Below are 26,489 nucleotides of genomic sequence, written 5' to 3'. Positions count from 1 at the left end.
TAAAAACACAAAGCTCACAAAGATTTTTTTGTTTGCTTATTATCGGTTTTAAAAAACTTTGTGCACTTTGTGATAATAAAGCGGCACATCTTTGTGTTCTTTGTGGTAAAACAATCCGAACTTAAATACCAGCGTGGTGTTTGTTCAAATATATATCATTGCTGCCATGAAACTCATCATATCATCCGCTAAGCTTACTTTAATTTGTTTGCTTGCTATCCCATTGTTCAGCTTTAAATGCAATAGTGGCAAAAGCACGGAGGTGGCATCCACTCCACCGCCACTCCCCTCTTTCAGTAAATTTCTGAGCGAGAAGGAGTATAACGATCTTTTCCCGCAGCGCGATCAATTCTATACCTACCACGCATTTATTAAAGCCGTTGATGATATGGCGCAGGTAAAAGTAAAGGTAACCCGGCGTGCGGTATCGGTTTACCAGTTCATCCGTACCGATAAACGCACCGGCAAAGACAGTATTGTGCGACAGGACGGCGACTGGAACGAAGAGTGGGCCAAAGTAAAACCCGACAGCACTTTTACGGTTGATTATGGCAGCTTTTGTACAGACAAAGATGCCATAACAAACAAACGCGAGTTAGCCGCATTCTTCGCTCAAATTTCCCACGAAACTCGCCACGGCATTAACGGCAGCTATACCGATGGCCTGATGCTAAAACGAGAGGCCGATACAACCCGCACCTATGTAAGCGACAGCGACGAGTACCCGCCCGTTAAAGGACAGAAGTATTATGGCCGCGGCCCTATACAATTGAGTTATAATGGCAACTACGGCTACGCGTCTGATTGCATCTTTGGCAACAAACACATACTTCTGGATAACCCCGCATTAGTAGAAACCGACCCTGTTGTGGCCTTTAAAACCGCTATCTATTTTTGGATGACACCCGAAACCCATAAACCAAGCGCACATGATGTAATGGTAGGCCGGTGGCAGCCGAACGCCAAAGATAAAGCCGCAGGCCGCACCCCCGGCTTCGGGATGACCATTGTGATCGTGAACGGCGAATTGGAGTGCAATAAAGGCGAGGACAACTACAGCATGAACGACCGCATTGGCTTTTACCAGTTCTTTTTAAAGAAACTGGGTATAACTGACCCTAATTGCGCTTGTAGTTGCGGTAATATGGCTGCTTATAAGTATTGATGCGGTTATATTTCACGCAAAGACGCAAAGAACGCCAAGCTATCACGCAAGACCTTTTGCGGCCTTAGCGGCTTTGCGCGAGAACAAATTACAGACTACGAGGAAAAATGCTCAATAATATTGCTTAAAACGCACTTGATGAATCTATTTAAAGCACTTTTGATTACTTGTCTGTCAATCTATAGTCACGTGTCTAATGCTGCCCCAATCCTCGATACCACCAAAAGATATCCCAACCGCCCTGCCTCCCTAGGCATCATCGGCGATACTGCCGATGTAAAAACGGCAACTAAACTTGGCGTAGTCATGATGGGTGGCGGTAAAGATGTAGATGCGGCCTTTAAATGGATGATTAGCCGCAGCGGCGGCGGAGATGTGGTGATTATCCGCGCCTCGGGCACGGCGGCGTATAATCCCTATATTTTTGAGCTGGGTAAAGTAAACTCGGTGGAAACGCTAAAGATAGATTCGCGCGAGCTGGCTGATAATGATACTGTGGCAAATATCATACGCAATGCCGAGATGCTGTTCATTGCCGGCGGCGACCAAAGCAATTACATGAAGTATTGGCGTGGCACCAAAACCATGGCTGCCATCAACTACCTGCTCAATAAAAAACACGTACCCGTTGGCGGCACCAGCGCCGGCTGCGCCATCCTGGGCGGCTTCTACTACAGCGGCGAAATTGCCAGTCTAACAGCCGATACTGCTTTGGCTAACCCCTACCACAATTTGGTAAAGCTATATGACAACGATTTTGTGCATGCCCCCTACCTGCAAAATGTAATAACCGACCAGCACTACCTCACCCGCAACCGTCAGGGTCGCCACGTGGTATTCCTGGCCCGCATTGCAAAAGACTGGCAGGCCAACATCAAAGGCATAGCCGCCGATGAACGCACCGCCGTTTGCATGTATGAGGATGGGCAAGCCGTGGTCTTCGGTAGCAGCAAAGCTTATTTTATATTGCCCGATGCTAAGAAACCGCCCGAAACCCTAGCCCCCGGCACGGCGTTAACCTGGAATCAAAACCAGCAGGCCTTAAAGGTTTACGAGATACAAGGCTCTGAAACCGGTGCAGGCCATTTCGATTTGGCAAAGTTCGATTTAAGCAAAGCCAGTGGCGGCAATTGGCTGCGGTGGTGGGTACAGGATGGCGTTTTGCATAAATAATCGCTATTTTGCTGGCAGCTAAACCATCATGAAAATATCACTACAAATACTGCTGTTATTTTGTCTCATAGCTTATCACGGGACTGCCTCGGCACAAGCTGACCCGCCGCCTTACAACACATTAGAAAAACGAATAGCAGCCAAGAAAGAATTGCTGAAATATGACCTATCGGGCATATTTACACATACCGATAACAAACAAGTATTCGGCTTTATCGGCGATAACTTTCAACGTTTGCGGATAAAATTCCAGTCGGTACGCAAAGACCCTGCAAAGCCGGATACTTATATCGTTACCGGGAAATCGTTGGTAAAAAACAACATCCGGAGTTTTACCGGTCGGATAACATTAAACGTTGCAAGCATTTCGTCCCCTGAATTTTACGGGCTTGACGATGAATATAAAGACAAAGGCATCAAAGTCCGATACACATTGTGGGGGGCCTATGTGCTTTCAGAAACCGGTAATGATGAGCATTCGGGCGTGTTTAAGGGCATAGTTACTGCGAAGGTTTATATCGACAAAAACAACGTTGTGCAATATGATGACATCGACATAAACTCCGATAGTTTTGCAAATAACCAATTTATGGGGCAATGGGTTAGCTACGACAAAAAGACCATAAAAACCTGCAATTGAGGCGATTACCGGATCCCTAATTCCAAAGATTTAGATATTGGAGCTGGCGATTTTTCACCAAACGAGAAATACTTGCGTTTTGGATGGGAAGACCTAAACGCTCCCTGGCCTGCCGATAAAAAATAGCCCAAAAAGCAGAAAGCGTTTCGTAATCTTATTCGTAGTTGTCGCTCCTTTCTACCGTGTCTACGTGTAGCCTGAGCCAGCCATCACAATTCACCGCACTTTCAAAATACCGCGATGCATATGGCCCGTTGTTGTTATCTTTAGGGTGTTAGAAATTTAAGCAATGAGCAGTTTTTTATTCGATACCAAGGGCCTTTCGCAAGATACGATAGACAGTTTCCAGGCTACCTACGATGAGTTGCGGGCGCGTTTCAATATGCAGCTCACCGGGCACATCAACTTCCATCTCGAAGATTTTGATGCGTTTAACCAGTATCATGATTATAACCTGCTTGGCTCCTACGTGATCAAGAACGGTCATAGCGATTGCTACGTATTGTTTGTAGATACCCATTCAAAAAAAGCCCACGAGGGCCTCATAACCGACCATTTTGAATACCAAACCTGGGCCTTGGCTTACTTAAAGCGCGATTTTGGCCGGGTGAAAATACGCCCCGAAACCCTGCGCGATAAATTAGCCGAACTGATACACCCACTGGAACTGGACTTTAAGGAAGACAAAGCCTTTAGCGATACTTTCTACGTGATGGTGAACGACCACGCTAAAGCCATCAGCTGTATGGACCGCCACTTCCGCAACGCGGTTATGGATATCCGTGAAGACGATTTCGTAATAGAGATCGTAAACCATACCCTCATCGTGGGCAACAAAAAACCCATCACACCCACCCGGGCAATTTATATGGCGGAGTTTGTTTGTAAACTGGCGGAGGTGTGCTAAGAGTTAATTGCTCGCGGCAAATATAAAAACGTCATGCCGAAATCTTTTCGGCACCCCACACGGCAGGTAAACGATATGCAAAGCGGCCTTTCACTGTCGCGACTTTAATGATGGGGTGTTGAAACAAGTCCAACATGACGGTTAATGTAATTGATGCGCTACTTCCCCACCGCCGGCAATATATATTGCTGCATCATTTTATCAGCTTGCGGGTGTGCATAGCTTTCGTTATAAGCGGTTGCGGTGATGATTACCACCAGCGGCTGATCTTTAAAAATAAAGATCTTATTGCCGCCGTTGCCGGTACAGTACCAGGTTTCGTAAGCTGTATCGCCAATGGTGTAGGTTTTGTTCCAGAACAGGTAGCCATAATTGCCGGGGCCAACTACATCGGCAGGTAAAGCCATTTGCTTGGTGAGAGATTTTGCTACCCATTCCTTCGGAATTACCTGCTTGCCTTTCCATACGCCGTTGTTCTTGTATAACTGCCCGAATTTGGCAAAATCCAGTGCTCTTAGCCTGACGCCGCCTGCCGTGCTGGGCACATGCTGCGGGGTGTATGGCCATTTATACTTACTGATGCCAAGGGGCTTGAACAGTTTTACATCGGCATATTTATCCAGGCCGCCCGGTACTTTTTGGTTGAGGATATCCCCTACCACTACGATTCCTGCTGTAAAATAATTCCAGCTTTTGTAGGCTCGCTTGCTGCTATCTACCTTTAAGTCCAGCGCGAATTTGACCCAATTTTCCATGGGGTACATATTGTTTTCGTTGCCTGGCGAGTCGTCGTCATTATCGTTCGCATCGAAGACCGAACTCATGGTGAGCAGGCTTTTGATGGTGATGCTGTCTTTTTTGGGCGAGTAGTTTTGGTAATTTTTCAGGCTATAAAAATCGCCTAATGTTTGCTGTTCCGATTTGATGTAACCGTCCTTTATAGCGATTCCCATCACCGCCCCGGCGAATGTTTTGCCAACGGAGCGTGGATCGTGCAGGGTATCACGGCCTTCGCCGTTAAAATATTCTTCTATCAGCAGCTTGCCGTTTTTAATGACCACTACACTGCTGATATTCTTGAATTTATTCTGGGCAATCTTCTCGTTCATGGCCATGATGAGTTTTTTATCATATAACTCTGTAGATAACGGCCATCCACTGCCGGGCCTTATTGCTTGTATCTCTTTGTCCTTAACCTCGGCAGGCTGTACGATTATTTTCAAATCGCCTTTGGATATGATATCGCCCACCTTCAATGCGGGGATAGTAATGTAGGGGCGTAACTCCATCCGCAAAGTGTGTGTACCGGTAGTTAAGGCATCCTCCCCGCCGCGCACCATCATGCGGGCAAACAGGTAACGGCTCCACATATCTTCGTGCAGGGTGCTGATGAGTTTGATGCGGAGGGCGGTACGGCTATTTTTCAGATAAGCATACCCTGCGCCTTTATTCAGGTTTTCCTGGTAAATGAGCTTATCATCTATAAAAAAAGAAAACTGAAAATTGCCCTGGTTCAGTTGCTCTACAGTGAGCTCCGGGGCCATCTGGTGCTGGTAATTGGTAAGCGAGTTACCCATGAAGGCGCACATACTGAGGTTATTCTTAGGGTTCAGTACCAGTTCTTTTACAAGATCAGTATCTGTGATCTGTGTAACTGGGATAGTATCGTTCAAAAAAACAATACGGCCGATGTTAGCATGATGGATTGGCGCGGTAATGGGCGCAGGTGCTACGATGTTGGTGATTTGTGCCGATGCTTTAAAAGCGATGAAGCAAAGCGCGGCAAGTAGCAGGTGTTTTATGTTGATAGACATGTTTTCTGTTTTATGATGATGCAAGCAAATCTCCGATAAGTTAGGCCCGCAAAATAGAACAGGATTAACATGCCCGCATTAAAAGTTTACGGTAAGCGGTAGGGTTTGCCTGATTAAAGCTTTTAAAGCTACGCAGGAAATGACTTTGGTCGGCAAAACCGCAGGTTAAGGCGATATCCGTCAACGACAAATTACTATCGGGCAATAAGCCGAAGGCTTTTTCTATGCGCAGCTTGCGGATGTATTCGCCCATGTTACAATGGAAGTACTTTGAGAAATCTCGGGAAAGGTGCACCGGGTGGATGTTCAACAACGCTGATACTTCGGCAAGGGTAAATTTTACGGCAACGTTGTCGTTCAGTATTTCCTTTAACCTCCCCACCCACAGCGGTGTTTGTTTGGTAGCCGCTGCATGGTCGCCCTGCATACGGGCCAATGCCTGTAGCAGCAAGGCTTCGGTAGAAAGCGCGGTGAGGCCATCCTGCACTTTGGTCTCGCGGAATATTTTGTAGAACAGAAATTTAACGTCGGGGTTAGCCACCGCAAAGCTGCCCTGCAAATGATCGCGATAAACTTTGAAGCTATCAAACCAGCTTTGGTTCAATTCGATGTGGAAGCCGCGTGTGAAGCCTTTGGGTTTGATGTTGTAGTGCGCATCCTGCCAGTTATGAAACAGCAGACTGCCCGCAGTGCAGTTATATACTTCCTTTTTATTGCCCTCTATTACTTTGCCATCGAGGATAAAGGTGAAGTAAGCATTATCGTGGTAGTGCCAATCTACCTTATCGTGGGTATATTCGGTATCGGTAATGGTAGCAAAATCCAGGTGGATGGTGCTGTTAGTTTGCCCGTAAAAGCGGCCGGTTTTCAGATTCTCCACAGATGCATGGTCTATTGGTACACTTCGCGGAGAGTGGACTCACCCCGACATTGCTTCGCTTGTCGACCCTCTATGCTGCGCAAAGAGGGTGTAAAAAAATAACTTGAAACAACTTACTTACCCAAATCAATCCCGGCAGCAGCACTATGCTGGCGTACGGTTTGGATATTGGTGTTTTGGTAATCGTTCTCTACCAAACCATCGCGCATGCGTACAATACGGTGGGCGTGCAAAGCAATATCTTCCTCGTGCGTTACCAATATAATGGTATTACCTTTGGAGTGGATATCCTCAATAAGCCCCATAATTTCGATAGATGTTTTGGTATCCAGGTTACCGGTAGGCTCATCGGCCAATATGATGGATGGATTGTTGATTAAGGCACGGGCCACGGCTACGCGTTGGCGTTGCCCACCAGATAATTCGTTGGGGCGGTGATCGGTACGGTTGCCTAGGCCTACATTTTCCAGGGCTGCTTTGGCACGGTCGCGTCTTTTCTCTTTGCTGATACCGGCATAAACCAGCGGCAAGGCAACATTATCTAAAGCGCTGTTACGCGGCAAAAGGTTGAAAGTTTGAAATACGAAGCCGATTTCCGAGTTACGCACTTCGGCCAACTCGTTATCTGTCATGTGGCTTACGTCCAGTCCGTTCAGGATGTACACGCCTTTGGTTGGCGTATCCAGACAGCCCAGAATGTTCATCAATGTGGATTTACCCGAACCTGAGGGCCCCATCAGCGCAACGAACTCGCCTTTATTGATGGTAAGCGAAACCGACTTGATAGCGTGTATAATCTCCGCGCCGATAACGTATTTACGCCCAATATCCTTTAAAATGATTAGTGGCTCTTCCTTGGCTTTAGCTAGTGGTATCATCCGTTTTTCTTTCTTTGACAATAGCGCAGGGCGAAATGTTACAGAGGGAAGGACAAAAGATTTTAAGCAGTCGGGGGGGGGGGGGAAGTTAAAATGGTTATATCAGGCCTTGGTCGCTTAGCCGTTTACCGATTATGCTTGTATCGATGCTGTCAACCTCGCTTTTTAAATATATATCCGACAGGAAAACAAGTTCTTTTACAAACACTACAAATGTAATTACCCGAGCACCACCGGATTTACCTTTGTTGGTACCCGAAATAGATAATCTTATCTTATAAAAATCCCCGCCCAAATCTATCCCCTTTGTCGGATTCAATTCAAGGGCGGTAATCAACTTGGCAATATCAGCTTTAATTGCTTTGTGTTTCTTGGCAATCCTTTTAACCTCTCTGTCAAACTCCGGCGTTGTTACGATTTCATAACTCATCCAGCAATTCCCTCGCAGTCTTTAATTTAACCTCCCCTTTCTCGTAAAGTTTAACATATTCTAAAGTGCTTTTCATATTATCAAAAATACGCTGCTCGGCTTTATTCAGCGGACGCATTTTGTCAGTAGTCGGCGCTACACTATAATCCAAACCCAAAGCCTCCAAAACGGCTTTAATAGCCTTTTCAGATTTCTTGTTATCGATATTTACGGTTAGAGTTGTCATCTTAAACAAATTTACGATTGTTTTACTAATTTTTAAAACGCTGATCTGACAATCAGAACTATAACTTCGAACTTTCCACTCAAGACTTACTTTATCACCTTCGCTACCAAAAAGTGGGCGTTGTCATGATTCGGCGCGTTTTCCAATGCTTCGGCGGTAGTGATAACCTGCTTCACCACATCTTCACGTAGGATGTTAGGCTCATCCGTCATGTACACCAGGGGCTCAACGCCGGTGGTATCCACCTCGTTCAGCTTATCCATAAAGCCTAGTATCTTGTTCATATCGGCTATCATTTCTGCTTTTTCGCCTGGGGCAAGTTCCAGGCGGGCAAGGTGGGCTATCTTATCAACTGTCTGTTCGTCTATGGTCATAGTCTGCTAATTTTTGGCTGATGATGGCGTGTACCTCGTCGCGCAGGGCATCGGCATCGTCAATGGTTAAATGCGCCGTTTCAATCGGCTTATGTACAAATATATTACATATCCCCGGCCTCGAGCCATATTTCAGCCCGTCGTCCCATAAAATTTCCCAGGTGTTTAAAGATGTTACGGGTATTATGGGCAACTTAAGCTCTATGGCCATGCGGAAGGGGCCGTTCTTGAAATCTTTCAGCTGGGGCGGGTAATGGTCGGGTATAGTGGCTTCGGGGAAGATGATGGTGGTAACGCCGCTTTGTAAACGTTCCATTACCTTTTTAAACGCACGGAAAGAGGCGATTTTGCTTTGGCGGTCAACAGGTATGTCTACCGTTCGGAAAAACAAGCTCGTCACGAAGAAATCTGCCAGTTCCTGTTTGCCCATAAAACAGTAGTCGTTAGTCTTAACGAAGATGCTCATGGCGGTAATATCCAGGTTGCTGGTGTGGTTAGGGCAAATGATATAGGTTTTGCTCCAGTCTATAGGTTGCTCTACATCAAAGCTATACAGTATGCCTACTACCAACGAACTGATGTGCCCCCAAAAACGCCGCAGCGCATTCATATACTTATAGCGGGATGTTTTGCGCGAAAAGTAATAGAAGAAGGGGAACAACAACAGGTACGAAAACCCCACGCTAAAAGCGTAAAGGTACACGTGCACTTTCTTCAATATCATTTTCATCGCCCTCAAAAATATAAAAAATCCTTACTTTCGCCCCCTATATGGAAACTGTTGTTAGTGGCATAAGATCTACCGGGAACCTGCATTTGGGCAATTATTACGGGGCTGTACAAAACTTCGTGAAGATGCAGGACGAATATAACTGCTATTTTTTTATTGCCGACCTGCACTCCTTAACCACCCACCCTACCCCTGCCAACCTGCATGGTAACGTGAAGCAGGTTTTGGTAGAGTACCTGGCATCAGGTATCGACCCTGAAAAATCAACCATTTACGTACAAAGCGATGTGCCTGAAGTTACGGAATTATATCTGTATCTCAACATGAACGCCTACATGGGCGAACTGGAACGCGCTACTTCTTTTAAAGATAAAGTGCGTGCCAACCCCGATAACGTGAACGCTGGCCTTTTAACCTACCCGGTTTTAATGGCTGCGGATATCATTATACACAAGGCTACCAAAGTACCGGTGGGTAAAGACCAGGAACAACACCTGGAGATGGCCCGCACCTTTGGCAACCGCTTTAACCGCCTTTATAATAACGATTACTTCCCCGAGCCTTTTGCATTCAGCTTCGGCGAAAGTTTGGTGAAGATACCCGGACTGGATGGCAAAGGCAAAATGGGCAAAAGCGAGGGCGAAGGCAACGCTATATTCCTGTCAGACACACCCGAGGCTATCCGCAAAAAAGTGATGCGTGCGGTAACCGATGGTGGCCCAACCGTTGAAAATCAAACAAAACCACAGGAGATACAAAACCTGTTCGATTTGATGAAAGTAGTATCTACGCCCGATACGCTGGCACACTTTGATAACCTATACAATACCATGGCCATCCGCTACGGCGACCTGAAAAAGCAGCTTGCCGAAGACATGACTATAGCCACCGCGCCCATCCGCGAAAAGATAAACGATATAGCCAACGATGCCGAATACCTGAGGAAGGTTGCCAAAATGGGCGAAGAAAAGGCCCGCGAAAGCGCTTCAAAGACCATCAGGGAGGTAAGGGAAATTATCGGTTTCAGGAAGTTTTAATTATCTGAATCAGAATTGACAGAATTTTAAAATTTTCAGAATTCTGATTTCGGTCTAGAAACATTCTGTTAATTCTGTAAATTAGGGAAATTCTGATTCAGACAAACTCATAAACATGCACATAGCTATTGTAGGAAATATTGGCGCGGGTAAAACCACCCTCACAGAAATGCTGGCGAAAAATTACGGCTGGGAGCCGCTTTACGAAGCGGTTGATAACAACCCCTACCTGGAAGATTTTTACAGCGAAATGAAACGCTGGAGTTTTAACCTGCAGATATACTTCCTCAACAGCCGCTACCGCCAGATACGCGAAATACAGAGCAGCGGGCGCAACATTATTCAGGATCGTACCATTTACGAGGATGCCTACATATTTGCCGAGAACCTGCACGATATGGGCCTGATGACCACGCGCGATTACCAGAACTATGAAAGCATGTTTGATAACATTACCGAGTTTATCAAACCGCCGGATTTGCTGGTGTATCTTAAAGCATCGGTACCTACCCTGGTAAACAACATCCAACGCCGCGGCCGCGAATATGAAATAGGCATCAGGATAGATTACCTCTCAAAACTAAACGAGAAGTATGATAAATGGATAAAAGGCTATAAACTGGGCAAATTACTGGTATTGGATAAAGACAACCTCGATTTTGCCAACAACACCGAAGATATGGCCACCATTGTGGAGAAGATAGAGCGGGAAATAAACGGGTTGTTTTAGGCTCTCCGGCTTCCGGGAGAGGGAATAGCATTCAGATTCGGATGTATGAAAAAGTTCAAATTCTTGCTTTTGATTATCCCACTATCCCTTTCTTGCCAATCGGCAAAAGAAAGACATTCGACTGGTGCAAAAGGCAACGAATTGAACGTTGGCCCATTCACCATCAACGCGCCCGCAAATTGGAAGGCAAACATTCCCAAAGACCAGAAAGATTCTCTTATCGGCTCTATAGAAGGGCCAAAGGTTTCGCTTTCTTTCGATTTTAGTACAATGGGTTACGCCAATCATTTAATATCGAGCCAACAACAATATTTAAATAGAGGGGAATGGTATTTTGACCAGCGGTTATCTACGCGGGTTGATTTGGCAGATCATTTCCAGACAGATAAAAAAACGTTCGCGGAACCAACTGCCGCGCAAAAATTACAGTTTCCCAAGGCTGATTTGATGGCATATGTTACCCATGTGGATAGTGTTTTCCAAATTCCTATAGAAATTCCAGCAGAAATCAAAACGCATAACATTGTTGTTGATAGCACCGAACTGTACATCATTAAAACCATCTGGCCAAAAGCAGCTGGTAAGGGAATGACAGGAATTTACATGCAGAGCCGCAAAACAAGCTTAAACCTGCAAATGAGTGGTGAAGACCTGCCGAAAGAGCAACAAGAATTGGCTTTAAAAGCGTTTAAAACTATCAAAATAAAAGTTGAAGGTAGTTCGCCGCCGCTTCCTTTTCAACATTGATTTCATTTTGAATAATGATTATTAAACAAGGACTTAAATAGAAAAAACTTTCCCATCCCCCGCAGGTTTCTTTAAGATAAAGAAGCCGATATGCTAAAACCAACATACAAATTATTGCTATTTACTTTTCTCGCGATAGCCATTACCTCCTGTAGCAAACGCGGGCCGTTAGCTCTGTTTAAAAAGCTTTCCCCGCACGATGCTTACGCGCAAAAGCTACAGGATGCCGGGCTTGGCAATACAGCCATGGGCGCAGCCTGGCTTCGGCAGGCGGATGAAACCTTAAACAACCCACTCAACATCAATATCCCTTACAAAGAAACCGGCTACTTCCCCGCCGAAAAACCAGCCGGCACCGCCTTGCGTTTCGACGCCAAACGCGGGCAAAAACTACGCATTGCCATCAGCAAAAAGCCTGTTGCTAATTTTACTATATACCTCGATATTTTCCAGGAGCAATTACCCCAGCCGCCAAAGTTGGCAGCATCTGCAGATACGCTTGGTGCCATGCTAGAGTTTGAGGTAAAACAGGCAGGCAAATACATCCTGCGCCTGCAGCCGGAGCTTTTACGCAGCGGCGAATACACGCTTACCATTACTGCCGGGCCAACGCTGGGCTTCCCCGTAGCGGCATCAGGAAAGCCCCGCATTGGCAGTTTTTGGGGCGACGGGCGCGATGAAGGCGGCCGCAAGCACGAAGGGGTGGATATCTTCGCGCCGAAACGTACTCCCGCCATCGCCGTTGCAAACGGCACAGTCACCAGCGTAACAGTAAATAATCTGGGCGGCAACGTGGTATTTATGCGGCCCGATAACGAAGATTACAACCTTTACTATGCCCATTTGGATGTGCAGCTGGTACAGCCGGGGCAAAATGTATTAACCGGTGATACCATAGGGCTTGTGGGTAATACCGGCAACGCACGCACTACACCAGCGCACCTGCACTTTGGCATTTACACCAACAGCGGCGCTATAGACCCTTTAGCTTTTGTAGATAGGGAAGTAAAACCGGCATTGCCCATCTCGGCCCCGCTAATAAACCTGAACGCAACAGTTCGCACAACCGGTAAAAATAGTAAAATGTACAACCTGCCGTCAGACCAAGCCCTGGCGGTGCAAACCCTTGGCATCAATACTGCCCTTAGCGTGAACGCAGCTACCGATGGCTGGTACAAAGTGGCCCTGCCCGACGGGCAGCAGGGCTTCATCAGCAGTAAAAACGTAACCGGGGCAGATCATATCCGCAACATCACCCTCAAAACAAACCAGCCGCTTTATAATGCACCCGACAGCGCCAACGCTCCACGTAAAAAGTTACTAAATGCAGGCGAAAAAGTAAGCCTGCGGGGTGTGTATAACAATTACCTACTTGTACAAAATGATGGTGAGACCGGTTGGATAACGAAGTAAGATGCTAATTCCCCGAAGAAGCCCCTTGCACATCATCATTACTAATGCCTCTTTTGTTTTTCTTCATACTCTCTTTTAGCTTACCGAAACGGTAATTTAGGCTGGCGGTAAACCCTCTGAAATAGGTGCGATTGATGTTGGTCTGGGTAAAATCGGGTCCGAAAGAATCCTTGATGTTATTCCTGTATTTGCTAAAGGGGTTATTTGCCGATACCGCAAACGAAAGCTTACTCTTCACAATGTCTTTATTAACACTGATTGAGGTACTGGCATACGGGTTCGAGGTACCCTGGATAGACAAATTGGGGCCGTTTAAAAACGCGTTGACGCTAACACGCCAGCCTTGTTCAAAATTATAGCCACTGCTTACCGATGCGCCGTACATAAAGCCCTGGTTCTTCACCAGCACGCCGTTTACTGTTCCCTGTACCCGCCCGTGGGCTATCCTGCCGTTAAAGGATGAACTCCATTTTTTGGTGATTGGGTAACTGATATTGGCGTTTAAGGTAAACAGCCTGGCTTTACCTGTATTATCAAAACTACTGCGGGTAATGCTGGTAACAGGATCAAAAACCACCACCGGCATTATAAGGTCGTTAAAATAATTATAGCCGAGCATTAGGTTTAAGGAAGCTTTCTTAGATACGCTATAGCCTAACTGCAAACTGTTTGATACGGCGGGCCTGAGGTTTGGATTACCCGATGATTCGAAATTCGGGTTCGAGCGGTCTACAAATGGATTGAGCTGATAAATGCCCGGGCGTTGTATCCTTTGCGAGAACCCCAGGTTAAGGGTACTCATATTCTTAAATTTCCTATTGATGCTTACCGAAGGGACTATATTGAAGAAATGTTTGCTCAACTGCGACGAGGTTGAAATGAAGTCGGCATCTATAATGGTCTCTTCAATGCGTGCCCCGGCCTTAAAGGCCCAGTTGCTTAAGGTATAAGTATAGCTGTTATATGCCCCCAATACTTTTTGGTTGTTATCGAATTTATTGCTCCGTGCTGGGTCGGTTTCAAAACCACCGTTCGCCGAATTAAAGGACAAGTACTGAAAATCGCTGTTATTATCCCTGATAATGGCCTTAACCCCGGCTTCTATATTCAGCTTATTTACGGGGTGTACGTAATCTATCTGAAAGGTTTGTTCTGAAGATTCCCCTTCGTTGTGTTGGCGGTAGTCCGGCGTAGTATAATTCACCCGGTTCGATGCCATTAAGTCGGCATTTTGGGTGTTATTGAACGTGAAATACTGGTAAGAGAAAGTAAGCAGCCTTTGCTTGCTGCTTTTAAAGCCGAGCTGGTAATTCAAAGCGACATTTATCCCCTTGCCGCCGTCCTGATTATTATTAAACAAATCATACTGCTGGATAACGCCGCCTGTGCCATTAAGGATAGAGTTTTGCAGGTTAGTACCATCCTGGTTATTGCCATTAACATTAAATTGGCCTGAAACGAGGTTAAGGCTATCAATTTCGTAACTCAACCCTACCTCTGCATAGCCGTTTTTGCCATCCCATTCGGCCGAGTTATTCTGCCTCAGATTAGTTGGGTTGCTTCCGGTAGTCAGCCTCTCTATTGAATTTGTTACCGCAGGCGAATTTGAAACATTACCGCCGAAAAATGCCGACAGCTCTAGCTTGCCCTGTTTAGAAGAAAATGACCCACCTGCCCTTGGGCCACCCACCGGGAATACGTGACTCACATTTATAGATCCATTGTATCCGTTGTCGACTTTTTTATTGGTTACGATATTGATGATGCCGCCTATGCCTTCTGCATCGTATTTCGACGATGGATTGGTAATTACTTCAATGCTCTGGATAGTGGAGGCGGGCATGCTTTTCAGGATATTCTTTGGATCGCGCTCCATCATACTCGATGGCTTCCCGTTCACCAGTATCTTAAAACCGGCTTGCCCCTTTAAAAGGATATTATCGTCTGCATCCACAGATAACAGTGGCACCTTCCGCATCATATCCAGCACATTGCTGCTCTTGCTGTCCGGATCCGCCTTAAGATCGTAAGTAAGTTTGTCCACTTCCTGTTTTACGATTGGCTTATCTGCTGTAATAGATACTGCTTTAAGCTGGGTTACCTTTTCGCTAAGCGCAATGTTTCCCAGGTCTAAAACGGGTTTGGCGTTATCGGTAAGGTCAACCTTTAGGGTTTTGGGGAAATAGGCAACACTAACGATAGAGATGATATACTTCCCTGCGGGTATTTTATCAAAGCTAAATTTTCCCTCTTTAGTTGCTGCCGTGCGTACCAGTTGCTTCGCTTCGTTACGTAGGTTTATGGTTACATAGTTTAACGGTTTGTTTGTTGCCGAGTCGGTAGTCACTCCCTTTAAAGAGAATAACGTCGGCGTGGTTTGTGCAAAACACGGACTGATCATGAGAGCGAAAAAGATGATGAATAAAAGTTTTAGTTTCATAGTTGTTGCATTAGATGTTTACAGTAAAAAATACGAGCCGCCTTAATCGGCTCATAGGATACTAATTTATATAATACCATGCAATACATAGTACTATAAACATATGACAACAGCCTAAATAGATTTGTTACACCTATTTGAAATAAAACTTTTTGTGTATGATACATTGAAGAAACCTGGTAAGCTTTTGGCTGTTTACCTGTTTCTGGTTGTTGAAATTGATGGGAAAACCGGTTGGATAGGACGGTAAACATCCGGTTTTATTTTTAACGCGCTTACCGGGCGGTAAGCGTTTGCGTTAGTTATTGAGTACCCAGCGCAATATCTTAGCGATATTCTTTGCATCGTCTACACCGCGGTGATGGGTACCTTCCAGCGGCAATTTCAGCATTTCCAAGGCGCTTGCCATACCTACGCTGTGTTTCATCCTGCGCTTTTGTGCAAACATGGTTTTCACGTTGATATGCGAGGGCCCGAAAGGATAAGCTAACCGCGTTTCGCTGCATTGGCGCTGAAACTGGTTGCGGTCGTAGTCGCCGTAGCTGGCCCAAACGCGATTCACAGCATCGTACTCGCGCTCCAGAATGTCGCAGGCATCGTCGAAATAAATACCTTCATCTTCAATTAAACCCGGCGTAATGGAAGTTAATTGGGTGCAGAATTTACTTATTTGCGAGCGTTCCGGTATGACCAAAATGCCCCGGTTGGCGCTGATTTCGCCGGTGTCGACATCCAGCAGGCACACGCCTACTTCAATAATGTCGTTCTCCTGGCCGGGCGGGTTCCTGCCCTCCCAGCAAGTGGCCTCAATATCGACCACTAAAATTTTTCCTGATTTCATTTTACTTGTGTTTTTTACATATTAAAAATTTGTTTAAAGCTTAAGCGACGGTACTTAAGCCCCTTACCCTTAATATACGAAAAAAACCGCAGAATTTAAAATGAAATTGAGGGTGATTTTGGAATGATTTCATTACTATTTGATAAGTTTTTAATCATAAAGTATCACTTTATGATTAATTTTATATCATAAAGTAATACTTTATGATTAATTTTACGTCATGAAAGAACGGAACATCTATATATCGCTACTTGAGCACTGCAAAAAAAAGCAAGTAACCGTCATCACCGGTATGCGCCGCGTGGGCAAAAGCACCGCCGTAAAATACATTTTAAAACACTTGGCAAGTGATAACCAGATATATCTCGATTGTGAGAGAATCGAGATACGCGTGTTATTCAATTCCGGCAATTATGAGGGTATTAAAAATGAACTTGAATTGCTCACAATTGACTTTTCGCGCCCGTCTGTTATAGCCTTAGACGAGATACAATTAGTAGAAAATCTTCCAAGCGTTATCAAATATTTTTATGACACCTACGAAGTTAAATTTATAGTAACCGGCTCAAGTTCATATTACATGAAGAACCGGTTTTCCGAGAGCCTTGCAGGCAGGAAACGGATATTTGAAATGTACCCGCTAAGTTTCAGCGAATTCCTTTCTTTTAAAGATATAGCACCAACCACCATCAATAAATATGCGTGGAAGAGCTTTGACAAAAGCTGGTACAACCGATTTTCAACGGCATACGCAGAATACATCCGCTTTGGTGGCTTTCCGGAAGTGGTGCTGGAAGATAATGAGATAGATAAAGAAGAACTGTTAAAAGACATTGTTAATTCTTATATCGAGATCGATGTAAAATTACTGGCCGATTACTCCCTGAGCGAGGACCTTTATAAATTAATAAAGGTATTGGCTGCACGGTCGGGAAATAAGATAGATTATACAAAGATTGCCAGCGTAACAGGTATCAACAGGCAAAAAATAGCGAGCTACATACAACTGCTCGAGTACACCTACCTTATATATCTGGCCACGCCATTTACCAAAAATATTGATAAAGAAATTTCACAGCAGACCAAGCTATACTTTGCCGACACAGGCATTCTCAATGTATTAGCAGGAAATCAGTTAGGGAGCGGCCAGGTGTTCGAAAATGCTATCGCAATTCAATTAAAAAGCCAGGGTACAATTCAATATTACCAAAAGAAAACCGGGCAAGAAATCGACTTTATTTTCAACGGCGACACAGCAATTGAAGTGAAAGAAACACCCGCCCAGCAAGATCTGCAAACCATTAGTCAGCGAGCGAATGCAATCGGGATAGATAAGCACCTTGTTGCAGGGCGATACCTGCCACTCAATAATTTCAGCGATTTTACCTGGGGAGGTAATATATTCTGAGGGTCTAAAGCGTCCGCCTATTCGTGGTGGCAATGCATTTGTACGGGAGGGGATTTTTTTAATCCCTTTCCGCTTTATACAACCTTCGACGGTCGAACCGATACGAAACGCCTAACATTACAACATTCCAACCTTCAAACCTTTCAACTTCCCAACATTACAACAACCTCCCCAAACCTTTTCCACATTTACATTTTCCATACCCCAAAGCCCGTAAATTTTCCTACTTTTGTACCCCGTACACAAACATTCGGCAACGACCATATTCCGCTGCCGGGATTTCAAAAAAATCTCATGACTAAATACATTTTTGTTACGGGTGGCGTTACCTCGTCGTTGGGCAAGGGCATCATTTCCGCCTCATTAGCTAAACTCCTTCAGGCCCGCGGCTACCGCGTTACCATCCAAAAGTTCGACCCGTATATCAATATCGACCCGGGAACCCTTAACCCCTACGAGCATGGCGAATGCTACGTTACCGAAGACGGCGCCGAAACCGACCTCGACCTTGGTCACTACGAGCGTTTCCTGAACACCCCTACCTCCAAAGCCAATAACATCACCACAGGTCGTATTTATCAAAATGTGATCAACCGCGAACGCGAAGGTGCGTTTTTGGGCAAAACCGTGCAGGTGGTACCGCACATAACCGACGAGATAAAGCGCAACATGCGTATCCTTGGCGAAACCGGCGATTACGACATCGTGATCACCGAAATTGGCGGTACCGTGGGCGATATAGAATCCCTTCCGTTTGTGGAAGCCGTACGCCAGTTTAAATGGGAAGCGGGAAGCGGCAACGCATTGGTGATACACCTTACGCTGATCCCTTTCCTGGCTGCAGCAGGAGAACTCAAAACCAAGCCTACGCAACACTCGGTAAAAATGCTTTTAGAATATGGCATCCAGCCCGATATTTTGGTTTGCCGTACCGAGCACCACATCAATATGGATATCCGTAAAAAGATAGCCCTGTTCTGCAACGTAAATATCAATGCAGTTATCGAATCGATGGACGCATCTACCATTTATGATGTACCCCTGCTGATGCTGAAAGAGCAACTGGATAAAACCGTGCTGACCAAACTGAAGCTGAGCCACAAAAATGAGCCAAACCTGGATAACTGGAAGGCATTTTTGGGCCGCCTGAAAAACCCTACTTCCGAAGTGAACATCGGCCTGGTAGGTAAATACGTAGAACTGCCCGATGCCTATAAATCCATCATCGAAGCATTTGTACATGCCGGCGCATCAAACGAGTGTAAGGTAAAAGTACAATACATTCCATCAGAACAGCTTACCGTTGAGAACGCTGTTGATAAACTGAAAGGCCTGCATGGCGTATTGGTTGCCCCTGGTTTCGGCGAGCGCGGTTTTGAGGGTAAGATAGAGGCCATACGCTACGTGCGCCAGAATAATATCCCCTTCTTCGGTATATGCCTGGGCATGCAGTGCGCCGTGGTTGAGTTTGGCCGTAACGTTTTGGGCCTGGCCAATGCCAGCAGCACCGAAATGAACCCCAATACACCCTTCCCGGTTATCGCCATGATGGAGGATCAAAAAAATATTGTAAACATGGGCGGTACCATGCGCCTGGGCTCTTACCCTTGTGACTTGAAAAAGAACAGCAAAGCAGCTGCTATTTACGGCAAAAACCACATCACCGAACGCCACCGCCACCGTTACGAGTTCAACAACGAGTATCTTAAACAGTACGAAACTGCTGGCTTGCTGCCATCGGGCATTAACCCCGAAAACGGTTTGGTAGAGGTAGTTGAGCTTAAAAATCACCCGTTTTTTGTGGGTGCGCAGTTCCACCCCGAATTAAAATCAACTGTTGCAAATCCGCATCCACTTTTTATTAACTTTGTCGCCGCTTCGCTGGCCTATGCCCGCAAGAAATAACGCTTAAAAACAGTATGTTGATTAGCACACGGTTGTAACAAAACCCGCCGGCGGTAATCATACGATATATTAGATAATGGATAGAAATACGTTTACAGGATTATTCCTGATCATGGTGATCATGGGGGCTTCGATATACTTTATGAAGCCTTCGGATGCCGACATCAAAAAAGAACAACAACGGGCACACCTCGATTCGTTGAAAAAAGCCGGCGTAAAAGAACCGGCCAGCACCGCAAAGTTCGATACAGCAAAGAAATCTACCGTGGTAGATTCTGCTGTACTTAAATCGCCTTTTGGCGCGGCAAGCGTGGGTAACGAGGAATTCGTTACTATAGAGAACGACGAACTTTCGCTTAAGCTTTCTACCAAAGGCGGTCGCGTTTACTCGGCCGAGTTAAAAAAGTTTAAAACAGCATATAAAAAACCGCTGGTACTATTCAGCGGCGATAAAAACACCTTCGGGTTAAACTTTAGCGCGCTGGGCAAAACCATCAACACCAACGACCTGTTTTTTGCCCCAAGTACCAAAGAATTGAAAGTTGCGACCAAAGATTCTGCTTCGCTAACGATGCGTTTAAGCTACAGCCCTACCCAATATATCGATTACATCTACACCTTAAAAGGTACCGGCTACAAATTAGGCCTTACCATTAAACCTGTTGGGCTCGATCAGGTAATCGCTAACAGCGGAACGCTTAATTTAAGCTGGGCTGCCAGCCTGCTTAAACAGGAGAAAGATATTGCGCAAGAACGCCAGTACACCACCGTTTACTATAAAAACACCGACAACGAGGTTGATTACTTAGCGGAAACTAAGGATGATACAAAATCTATTACCGATAAAAAACAGCAATGGATTGCGTTTAAACAGCACTTTTTCTCAAATGCCTTGATAGCCACTGGTGGTATCAACAAAGCTACTTTGACCGTTAGCCACGACATTGCCGACACTACCGATGTAAAACAAATGAAAGCAGATTTGTCGTTGGGCCGCGATGCTCTGGGCGCAACTCCGCTGATATTCTACTTCGGGCCAAACCGTTTTTCTACCTTGAAAGATCAGGGTTACGATCTGCAGAAACTGGTTAACCTGGGCTGGGGCCCGTTGAAATACATCAACCAGTTTGCCACGTTGCCTATCTTCAACTTCCTGAATAAATTCAACTGGAACTACGGTATCATCATATTGGCGCTTACTGTTATCCTGAAGCTGGTGCTATCGCCGCTTACGTATAAATCGTACCTCAGCATGGCCAAAATGCGCGTATTGAAGCCTGAGATGGATGAGATAAAGGCAAAAGTTGGCGAAGATAACCCTACCCTTTTACAGCAGGAATATCTTAAGCTTTACAAAAAAGCAGGCGTAAATCCGTTGGGTGGCTGCTTGCCCCTGGTGATACAGATGCCAATCGTCATCGCCTTCTTCCGCTTCTTCCCAAGCTTGTTCGAGCTGCGCGGCCAAAGCTTCCTGTGGATGCACGATTTATCTACCTACGATTCGGTGATCACCTTCGCCCCCATATTCGGCGTGAGCCACATCAGTTTGATGTGTTTATTGATGACGATATCTACGTTGATATACACCTACTTCAACAACCAGATATCGGGTGCAACCGGCCAGATGAAATACATTGGCTATATTACGCCATTGATATTCCTGGTAACGCTGAACAGCTATCCGTCAGGTTTGAACTATTACTACTTCCTGGCTAACATGCTCACTTTCTTACAGCAATACCTGATCAAATTCATGGTTGATGACAAGAAGATACATGCCCAGATACAAGAGAATAAAAAGAAACCTGAAGACAAAAAGAAAAAATCAGGCTTCGGTGCCAAACTGGAAGAAATGATGCGCGAGCAACAAAAAGTGCAGCCGAAGAAATTGAAATAGAGAATAGACATTGGTTGATTAGCGATTTTTAGCCCCCTTAATAACGAACCCATAGATTAAACGCTGTGGGTTTTTTTGTTGAATAAGATTTACATTGCGTTATGCTAACCAAGTATAAAGATTTTGATATTGAAGTAGTTGATGATGACAATTTTGATCCGACTTCTGTTGATAATTACCACAAGTATAACTATGTATTTTCTGTTGACGAAGGTAATGACCGTTACCGATATCACTCTAAACATGGAGTACGCGTAAGCCAATACGGGGAAGAAATTGCAAGTGCCGTGGTTTTAGGCGGTAAAGGGAGAACACTGGTTTCTGAAAATGCTTTTATCATTGACAATGACTTGATTCTGATTTGCTGTAGCAATCTGGTATACGCGTTACATCTACCACTTTTATCATTAAGCTGGCAAAAAGAACTCGATTTTGCGACTTGTTTTGGTATCTATAAATTTAGAAACGACTTTCTTGTTCATGGAGAACTTGAAATATCAAGAGTTAGTGCTGATGGAATCATTAAATGGCAATTCGGAGCGAGAGATATTTTCGTCGGTAGAGAGCGTAGAAAAGGTTTCGAGATAATCGGTAATACAATACGTCTCGTCGATTTTGAGGGTTATGAATACGTTTTAGATGAAAATGGTAAAATTATTAGTGATGCCGGAAAACTATAACTACAGGCGTTCTAACGTTTCTAACCTCTCCAACTTTTTTAACCTTTCCCAACCTCTCCAACTTTTTTTAACTTTTACAGACTAAATATATTAGCAAAAATATCCTACATTTGATTTATGTACGCAATTGTGGATATCGAGACTACCGGGGGGCATGCCAGCGCAAATGGTATTACCGAAATTGCTATTTGCATACACGATGGTAAAAAGATAACCCGCCGCTTTGAAACGCTGGTGAACCCGCAGCGCGATATCCCGGTGTATATCCGCGCCTTAACTGGCATCACCAACGAAATGGTGAGCACAGCGCCACTTTTTGAGGATGTTGCACATGAGATATTCCATATGCTGAAGGGGCAGATATTCGTGGCACATAACGTAAATTTCGACTACTCCTTTTTGCGTTATCACCTCAATGCCGCAGGCTACGAGTTGAATGCTAATAAACTTTGCACGGTACGGCTGGGGCGCAAAATCATGCCGGGGCTGGTGTCGTATAGCCTGGGCAAGCTTTGCAGCCATTTAGGCATCAGCAACAACAGCCGCCACCGCGCTATGGGCGATGCCGAAGCAACTGCGGAATTGTTCTCGCTGTACCTCAAAAACGATACAGCCAACCACATTGGCCAGGCTTTAAAAATCAATTCCAAGGAACAACGCCTGCCCGCCAACCTGCCAAAAGCCGATATAGATGCCTTGCCCTGGTGCCCGGGCGTATATTACTTCCACGATGAAAAGGGAAAGGTGGTGTACGTGGGGAAAGCCAAAAACCTCAAGAAACGCGTTTGCAGCCATTTTACCGGCAATAACCCCGGTCAGCAGCGCCAGGAGTTTTTGAAAAGCATCCACCGCATCAGCTACCAGGCCTGCGGCACAGAACTTATCGCCTTCGTGCTGGAAGCCGTGGAGATCAAACGCCTCTGGCCAAAATATAACCGCTCGCTCAAACGCTTCGAAAACAAGTACGGCCTTTATGCCTATGAGGACCAGCGCGGTTACCTGCGCCTGGCAGTTGATAAACACCGCAAGCACATGCCATCGGTATATGCCTGCAACTCGTTGCTGGAGGGCTATAACTTGCTCAATACGCTGATAGATACCTTCAGCCTGTGCCCCAAACTGTGTTTCATACAAAAGAACGACCAGCCCTGCAGCGGCAACAACGTAAACGCCTGCGCCTGCGAAGGCCACGAGACGCCCGAGGAATACAACCTAAAGGTTACCGCAGCCATGGACGAACTGAAGAAAGCCCTGCCCACCTTTGCCATACGCGATGAAGGCCGCACCGGCGACGAGCACAGCTGCATACTGATAGAGGAAGGCCGCTTTTATGGTATGGGCTACATCTCCCATTACTTCGAGGCAGATAATATACAGCAGCTTAAAAACCACCTTACCCCCTACCCGGGCAACGATTACATTAAGAACATCGTAACCGGCTACGCCAGCCGGCATCCGGAACGGAAAGTGAGTTTTGCGTAGAAATTTGTTGGAAAGCCACCAAACTAACCCCATCGTCATTGCGAGCGAAGCGCGGCAACCATCGGTTTTAAGGTAACGTTAGCAATTCCAACCTGCATATCAGAAGCAGAAGATGCCTTGCAACTCGCTCTGATCACCGATGATTGCCACGCCGCCCCCGGCACCGCCTCAACCGCTGCGGCTCGCAAAGACGATGTGGCTTGATTCGGCCAACTTACAATCTTCCTAACTTTTCTAACCACTCCAACCTTTCTAACAATTCTAACTCCCCCACCAAACAAATAAATTTCCCACAGGTTAACATATTATCATTCTAAAATATAAAACCTATTATGGATAGCATCAATCAACAACAACCCGAAGATAATTTTAAGAACCTGGAAGGCAACGATGCCTGGAAAAAACTAAAAGAAATGGCCGAAGGTACCAGCTGCTTTTTATGCAGCAACATTAAAACCGGGCTACCTTTCTCTACCCGCCCGATGTCGCCCCAAAAGGTAGATGATAACGGCGACCTGTGGTTCCTGAGCGCAAACGACAGCCACAAAAACGCGGAAATATTGGTAGATCCGATGGTGCAGCTCCTGTTCCAGGGCTCTAAATACTCCGATTTCCTGAATGTTTACGGCATAGCCGAAGTAAGCGCCGACAAGGAAAAAATAAAAGAATTATGGGAACCGCTGTTGAAAACCTGGTTTACCGGTGGCGTGGACGATCCGCGTATCTCCATCATCAAAGTGAGCCCGACACAAGGTTATTATTGGGATAACAAGCACGGCAACGCCGTTGCCTTTGTAAAACAACTGGTAGGCGCAGCCATAGGCCAAACACTGGATGATTCGATAGAAGGGAAGCTGAAGCCGTAGATTAGCGTTAAGAGATTAGAGGCTGGAGATTGGAGGTTAGATGTGATGGCGATAGTCAATGCCCAGAGATTCGTATGCAGACATTGAGCACTGACTCAACTAAGTTCTACTAAAACTAACCTCAGTTCAACTAACCTCTAATCTCTTCCTAACAGCCCCACCAAGGGCCACACAATTTGCTTGATAAATTGCTCATGAAAAAGCAGTGGCATTGGCACAATGAGCCAGAAGAACACCCAAATCCTGGCGACCAATTTATTCCTCAAAAAGAAAACACCGCGGCTGGCCATTAACTTCTCAACCAACACCAATATCCCTTGTATTACAAAATAAAGCGTGGGCAAGCCATAACCACTATTGACCGGCAAGCTAAGCGCTAATTCGTGCAGCACGCCCGAGAAAATGAATGAAGCCATCAAGGCCACCGTTGCACCAACACTATTTTTCAAAGGCCGAAAGATAGCAACTGAGGTCATTTCGCTGAAAGCGATGTTCCAGCGTTTGCTCCAGAGTTCGGTCAAGCTGAGGGCTTTCGCTGGCTGGCGGAACAGGTAATAGGTATTCACGCCCGAAAACCGCCACATGCCTGCACTGATGCTCAATAAGCCAAAGTGTAAGATAAGGCTTAAGGCCACCAACAGTATTGGGCTCATTAAAATGTAAGTAAGCTCGGCATCTAAATGTAAAGCGACGATACCGTGCACCAGTAGAATCAGTAGAGCACCGACAATAATTCGACTAATACCAAAGCGGACCATCTCCCCGCCACCCGGTACGGCCTTTTGCCCCAGCGTTTCAAACGGTTGCGCACGCATGCCTACCCAGCCGGCGGCATAGGTACACCACTGCTTAAAAGTTAAGGTAAGCGGCCGGTTCTTATAGCCTTCGGTAACAGCAATCACTTTCATAGCGCTGAAAGTGGTGGCAATAATAGCCAGCATCTTGAAAACGGGATGCTCATTGACGAATATGAAGAAAACGCCGGTGATGCTCAGCACCAGCATGATCCAACCCGCAAAAACCAGCGTCCGTTTAATAAAAACATAGCCAACCAGTACTACCGCCAAGTTGATAACCGCAAAACATAGCAGGCGAACAATTAACGGCGTATCCATGCTATTTAAAAATTTAAGTAAAACACCCAGCTGTAAATCAGGCTAAGCACTATAAACAGCGTAGTTAAAACTACCTCGGCCAGCAAGTTGAGTACTCCTTTAGGGAAAGCGCTCCTATCGAAGTAAAAGAATTGAGTAAGCACTCGGGATATCCAGTAAATTGCAATAAAACCGGTAAGCAACATCGCCAGTCGGGAGCAGTTGAGCAGGTCTCCTGTCGCAAAAAACGAAACCAGCCCCAGGCAAAGGTTTATGACTAAAATGTAAGCTCCGTGAACCCAAACCATTTGTTTGACAACGGTCTTTAGCTTCGCCAGTTCGGGCTGCCAACCCAATACTTTCGGTATGGCTATGCTGACAACCGCCAGCACTATTTGCGCCAAACCCGCCAATTGCAGTAATTGATGTGCTAATACTTTATCCATTGTGTTTGTTATTTAACACGACAAAAGTAATTATAATACTGAACTTTCAAAATATATTGAAAATTAAGTATTGGTTATTTAACCACAGAGCCGTAGTTATGGCGTAGGGGGTTAACACGAATTTTCTCAAATTGAATCGAATTTCACGAATCATTATTGGCGAGTTTTGCACGCAAAGGCGCTAAGGCGCAAAGAAGAGTCGTCGGCTGGTTATTCAACCAGCGAGTTCGCAAAGGTTTAGCCGGGGTGGCGCAGAGCCAGGATGTTCACTATTGAGTTTTTGCGT

Annotated in this window: 25 protein-coding genes; 14 read left to right on the top strand and 11 right to left on the bottom strand. The window is 45.6% G+C overall.

Features of this window, described 5'->3' with window-relative positions; genetic code table 11:
- Window positions 1-166: 166 nt before the first annotated feature.
- The 4 genes from E2R66_RS17395 (at window position 167) to E2R66_RS17380 (ending at window position 3,885) form a co-directional block, all read left to right on the top strand.
- Window positions 167-1,165 (top strand): chitinase, encoded by a 999-nt coding sequence (locus E2R66_RS17395; protein ID WP_133232711.1) that lies wholly within the window; start codon window positions 167-169, stop codon window positions 1,163-1,165.
- 138 nt (window positions 1,166-1,303) lie between these two features.
- Window positions 1,304-2,338, top strand: coding sequence for a cyanophycinase (locus tag E2R66_RS17390; protein WP_133232713.1), 1,035 nt, complete (start codon window positions 1,304-1,306; stop codon window positions 2,336-2,338).
- A gap of 28 nt (window positions 2,339-2,366) precedes the next feature.
- The gene (locus E2R66_RS17385) at window positions 2,367-2,978 is read left to right on the top strand and encodes a hypothetical protein (protein ID WP_133232715.1); all 612 of its coding nucleotides are present in this window, start codon (window positions 2,367-2,369) and stop codon (window positions 2,976-2,978) included.
- A gap of 289 nt (window positions 2,979-3,267) precedes the next feature.
- Complete coding sequence (locus E2R66_RS17380; protein ID WP_133232716.1) at window positions 3,268-3,885, top strand: hypothetical protein; 618 nt, start codon at window positions 3,268-3,270, stop codon at window positions 3,883-3,885.
- Between the two features lie 158 nt (window positions 3,886-4,043).
- On the opposite strand, the gene E2R66_RS17375 is transcribed toward E2R66_RS17380, so the two are convergent.
- The 7 genes from E2R66_RS17375 to E2R66_RS17345 all read right to left on the bottom strand — a co-directional run bounded on the left by E2R66_RS17375 (window position 4,044) and on the right by E2R66_RS17345 (window position 9,217).
- Entirely contained in the window at window positions 4,044-5,699 is a 1,656-nt protein-coding gene (locus E2R66_RS17375; RefSeq protein ID WP_204985944.1) for a serine hydrolase domain-containing protein, read from the bottom strand.
- A 64-nt stretch (window positions 5,700-5,763) separates the two neighbouring features.
- Window positions 5,764-6,579, bottom strand: a complete 816-nt coding sequence (locus tag E2R66_RS17370; protein ID WP_133232718.1) for a helix-turn-helix domain-containing protein — start codon at window positions 6,577-6,579, stop codon at window positions 5,764-5,766.
- Window positions 6,580-6,692: 113 nt separating this feature from the next.
- The gene (locus E2R66_RS17365; RefSeq protein WP_133232720.1) at window positions 6,693-7,457 is read right to left on the bottom strand and encodes an ABC transporter ATP-binding protein; all 765 of its coding nucleotides are present in this window, start codon (window positions 7,455-7,457) and stop codon (window positions 6,693-6,695) included.
- Window positions 7,458-7,554: 97 nt separating this feature from the next.
- Complete coding sequence (locus E2R66_RS17360; protein ID WP_133232722.1) at window positions 7,555-7,887, bottom strand: type II toxin-antitoxin system RelE/ParE family toxin; 333 nt, start codon at window positions 7,885-7,887, stop codon at window positions 7,555-7,557.
- Window positions 7,877-8,113 (bottom strand): hypothetical protein, encoded by a 237-nt coding sequence (locus tag E2R66_RS17355; RefSeq protein WP_133232724.1) that lies wholly within the window; start codon window positions 8,111-8,113, stop codon window positions 7,877-7,879. The genes E2R66_RS17360 and E2R66_RS17355 overlap by 11 nt, the downstream gene beginning before the upstream one ends.
- Window positions 8,114-8,199: 86 nt before the next feature.
- On the bottom strand, window positions 8,200-8,487 hold the full coding sequence (gatC, locus tag E2R66_RS17350; protein WP_133232726.1) for an Asp-tRNA(Asn)/Glu-tRNA(Gln) amidotransferase subunit GatC: 288 nt from the start codon (window positions 8,485-8,487) through the stop codon (window positions 8,200-8,202).
- The gene (locus tag E2R66_RS17345) at window positions 8,462-9,217 is read right to left on the bottom strand and encodes a lysophospholipid acyltransferase family protein (RefSeq protein WP_133232728.1); all 756 of its coding nucleotides are present in this window, start codon (window positions 9,215-9,217) and stop codon (window positions 8,462-8,464) included. The genes gatC and E2R66_RS17345 overlap by 26 nt, the downstream gene beginning before the upstream one ends.
- A 41-nt stretch (window positions 9,218-9,258) precedes the next feature.
- Between E2R66_RS17345 and trpS the strand changes: the two genes are divergently transcribed.
- The 4 genes from trpS (at window position 9,259) to E2R66_RS17325 (ending at window position 13,144) form a co-directional block, all read left to right on the top strand.
- Window positions 9,259-10,254, top strand: a complete 996-nt coding sequence (trpS, locus tag E2R66_RS17340; protein WP_133232730.1) for a tryptophan--tRNA ligase — start codon at window positions 9,259-9,261, stop codon at window positions 10,252-10,254.
- 115 nt (window positions 10,255-10,369) lie between these two features.
- A complete protein-coding gene (locus E2R66_RS17335; RefSeq protein WP_133232732.1) occupies window positions 10,370-10,984 on the top strand; it encodes a deoxynucleoside kinase in 615 nt (204 codons plus the stop codon).
- A gap of 45 nt (window positions 10,985-11,029) precedes the next feature.
- Window positions 11,030-11,731, top strand: coding sequence for a hypothetical protein (locus E2R66_RS17330; protein ID WP_133232734.1), 702 nt, complete (start codon window positions 11,030-11,032; stop codon window positions 11,729-11,731).
- 90 nt (window positions 11,732-11,821) lie between these two features.
- Window positions 11,822-13,144 carry a M23 family metallopeptidase gene (locus tag E2R66_RS17325; protein WP_133232736.1) on the top strand — a complete coding sequence of 441 codons (1,323 nt, stop codon included), beginning with the start codon at window positions 11,822-11,824 and terminating at the stop codon, window positions 13,142-13,144.
- Between the two features lie 4 nt (window positions 13,145-13,148).
- Here the strand turns inward: E2R66_RS17325 and E2R66_RS17320 are convergent, their stop codons facing one another.
- Both E2R66_RS17320 and E2R66_RS17315 read right to left on the bottom strand, forming a co-directional pair.
- Window positions 13,149-15,584, bottom strand: coding sequence for an outer membrane beta-barrel family protein (locus E2R66_RS17320; RefSeq protein WP_133232738.1), 2,436 nt, complete (start codon window positions 15,582-15,584; stop codon window positions 13,149-13,151).
- Between the two features lie 298 nt (window positions 15,585-15,882).
- The gene (locus E2R66_RS17315) at window positions 15,883-16,425 is read right to left on the bottom strand and encodes a 3'-5' exonuclease (protein WP_133232740.1); all 543 of its coding nucleotides are present in this window, start codon (window positions 16,423-16,425) and stop codon (window positions 15,883-15,885) included.
- A gap of 220 nt (window positions 16,426-16,645) precedes the next feature.
- On the opposite strand from E2R66_RS17315, the gene E2R66_RS17310 reads away from it, so the two are divergent.
- The 6 genes from E2R66_RS17310 (at window position 16,646) to E2R66_RS17285 (ending at window position 24,663) form a co-directional block, all read left to right on the top strand.
- Entirely contained in the window at window positions 16,646-17,833 is a 1,188-nt protein-coding gene (locus E2R66_RS17310) for an ATP-binding protein (RefSeq protein WP_133232742.1), read from the top strand.
- A 294-nt stretch (window positions 17,834-18,127) separates the two neighbouring features.
- Window positions 18,128-19,738, top strand: a complete 1,611-nt coding sequence (locus E2R66_RS17305) for a CTP synthase (protein WP_133232744.1) — start codon at window positions 18,128-18,130, stop codon at window positions 19,736-19,738.
- 76 nt (window positions 19,739-19,814) lie between these two features.
- Window positions 19,815-21,635 carry a membrane protein insertase YidC gene (yidC, locus tag E2R66_RS17300; protein ID WP_133232746.1) on the top strand — a complete coding sequence of 607 codons (1,821 nt, stop codon included), beginning with the start codon at window positions 19,815-19,817 and terminating at the stop codon, window positions 21,633-21,635.
- Window positions 21,636-21,736: 101 nt separating this feature from the next.
- Window positions 21,737-22,315, top strand: a complete 579-nt coding sequence (locus E2R66_RS17295; RefSeq protein ID WP_133232748.1) for a hypothetical protein — start codon at window positions 21,737-21,739, stop codon at window positions 22,313-22,315.
- A gap of 117 nt (window positions 22,316-22,432) precedes the next feature.
- Window positions 22,433-23,797, top strand: coding sequence for an exonuclease domain-containing protein (locus E2R66_RS17290; RefSeq protein ID WP_133232750.1), 1,365 nt, complete (start codon window positions 22,433-22,435; stop codon window positions 23,795-23,797).
- A 332-nt stretch (window positions 23,798-24,129) separates the two neighbouring features.
- The gene (locus tag E2R66_RS17285) at window positions 24,130-24,663 is read left to right on the top strand and encodes a pyridoxamine 5'-phosphate oxidase family protein (RefSeq protein WP_133232752.1); all 534 of its coding nucleotides are present in this window, start codon (window positions 24,130-24,132) and stop codon (window positions 24,661-24,663) included.
- A 137-nt stretch (window positions 24,664-24,800) separates the two neighbouring features.
- On the opposite strand, the gene E2R66_RS17280 is transcribed toward E2R66_RS17285, so the two are convergent.
- Together E2R66_RS17280 and E2R66_RS17275 are read right to left on the bottom strand one after the other, a co-directional pair.
- A complete protein-coding gene (locus E2R66_RS17280) occupies window positions 24,801-25,778 on the bottom strand; it encodes an MBOAT family protein (RefSeq protein ID WP_133232754.1) in 978 nt (325 codons plus the stop codon).
- A 5-nt stretch (window positions 25,779-25,783) separates the two neighbouring features.
- The gene (locus tag E2R66_RS17275) at window positions 25,784-26,203 is read right to left on the bottom strand and encodes a hypothetical protein (RefSeq protein ID WP_133232756.1); all 420 of its coding nucleotides are present in this window, start codon (window positions 26,201-26,203) and stop codon (window positions 25,784-25,786) included.
- Window positions 26,204-26,489 lie beyond the last annotated feature (286 nt).

The sequence above is a fragment of the Mucilaginibacter psychrotolerans genome (assembly GCF_004519315.1).
GTDB lineage: Bacteria > Bacteroidota > Bacteroidia > Sphingobacteriales > Sphingobacteriaceae > Mucilaginibacter > Mucilaginibacter psychrotolerans.
The sequence above is the reverse complement of the archived record's forward strand: the minus strand, read 5'-3'. Positions and strand labels throughout refer to the sequence as shown.

Coding starts and splice junctions, on each gene's coding strand:
- E2R66_RS17375 (WP_204985944.1), bottom strand. CDS start 5,699: ATGTCTATCAACATAAAACACCTGCTACTTGCCGCGCTTTGCTTCATC.
- E2R66_RS17275 (WP_133232756.1), bottom strand. CDS start 26,203: ATGGATAAAGTATTAGCACATCAATTACTGCAATTGGCGGGTTTGGCG.
- gatC (WP_133232726.1), bottom strand. CDS start 8,487: ATGACCATAGACGAACAGACAGTTGATAAGATAGCCCACCTTGCCCGC.
- E2R66_RS17355 (WP_133232724.1), bottom strand. CDS start 8,113: ATGACAACTCTAACCGTAAATATCGATAACAAGAAATCTGAAAAGGCT.
- E2R66_RS17315 (WP_133232740.1), bottom strand. CDS start 16,425: ATGAAATCAGGAAAAATTTTAGTGGTCGATATTGAGGCCACTTGCTGG.
- E2R66_RS17310 (WP_133232742.1), top strand. CDS start 16,646: ATGAAAGAACGGAACATCTATATATCGCTACTTGAGCACTGCAAAAAA.
- E2R66_RS17390 (WP_133232713.1), top strand. CDS start 1,304: ATGAATCTATTTAAAGCACTTTTGATTACTTGTCTGTCAATCTATAGT.
- E2R66_RS17365 (WP_133232720.1), bottom strand. CDS start 7,457: ATGATACCACTAGCTAAAGCCAAGGAAGAGCCACTAATCATTTTAAAG.
- E2R66_RS17385 (WP_133232715.1), top strand. CDS start 2,367: ATGAAAATATCACTACAAATACTGCTGTTATTTTGTCTCATAGCTTAT.
- E2R66_RS17290 (WP_133232750.1), top strand. CDS start 22,433: ATGTACGCAATTGTGGATATCGAGACTACCGGGGGGCATGCCAGCGCA.
- E2R66_RS17280 (WP_133232754.1), bottom strand. CDS start 25,778: ATGGATACGCCGTTAATTGTTCGCCTGCTATGTTTTGCGGTTATCAAC.
- E2R66_RS17295 (WP_133232748.1), top strand. CDS start 21,737: ATGCTAACCAAGTATAAAGATTTTGATATTGAAGTAGTTGATGATGAC.
- E2R66_RS17285 (WP_133232752.1), top strand. CDS start 24,130: ATGGATAGCATCAATCAACAACAACCCGAAGATAATTTTAAGAACCTG.
- E2R66_RS17360 (WP_133232722.1), bottom strand. CDS start 7,887: ATGAGTTATGAAATCGTAACAACGCCGGAGTTTGACAGAGAGGTTAAA.
- E2R66_RS17395 (WP_133232711.1), top strand. CDS start 167: ATGAAACTCATCATATCATCCGCTAAGCTTACTTTAATTTGTTTGCTT.
- yidC (WP_133232746.1), top strand. CDS start 19,815: ATGGATAGAAATACGTTTACAGGATTATTCCTGATCATGGTGATCATG.
- E2R66_RS17380 (WP_133232716.1), top strand. CDS start 3,268: ATGAGCAGTTTTTTATTCGATACCAAGGGCCTTTCGCAAGATACGATA.
- E2R66_RS17325 (WP_133232736.1), top strand. CDS start 11,822: ATGCTAAAACCAACATACAAATTATTGCTATTTACTTTTCTCGCGATA.
- E2R66_RS17330 (WP_133232734.1), top strand. CDS start 11,030: ATGAAAAAGTTCAAATTCTTGCTTTTGATTATCCCACTATCCCTTTCT.
- trpS (WP_133232730.1), top strand. CDS start 9,259: ATGGAAACTGTTGTTAGTGGCATAAGATCTACCGGGAACCTGCATTTG.
- E2R66_RS17305 (WP_133232744.1), top strand. CDS start 18,128: ATGACTAAATACATTTTTGTTACGGGTGGCGTTACCTCGTCGTTGGGC.
- E2R66_RS17345 (WP_133232728.1), bottom strand. CDS start 9,217: ATGAAAATGATATTGAAGAAAGTGCACGTGTACCTTTACGCTTTTAGC.
- E2R66_RS17320 (WP_133232738.1), bottom strand. CDS start 15,584: ATGAAACTAAAACTTTTATTCATCATCTTTTTCGCTCTCATGATCAGT.
- E2R66_RS17335 (WP_133232732.1), top strand. CDS start 10,370: ATGCACATAGCTATTGTAGGAAATATTGGCGCGGGTAAAACCACCCTC.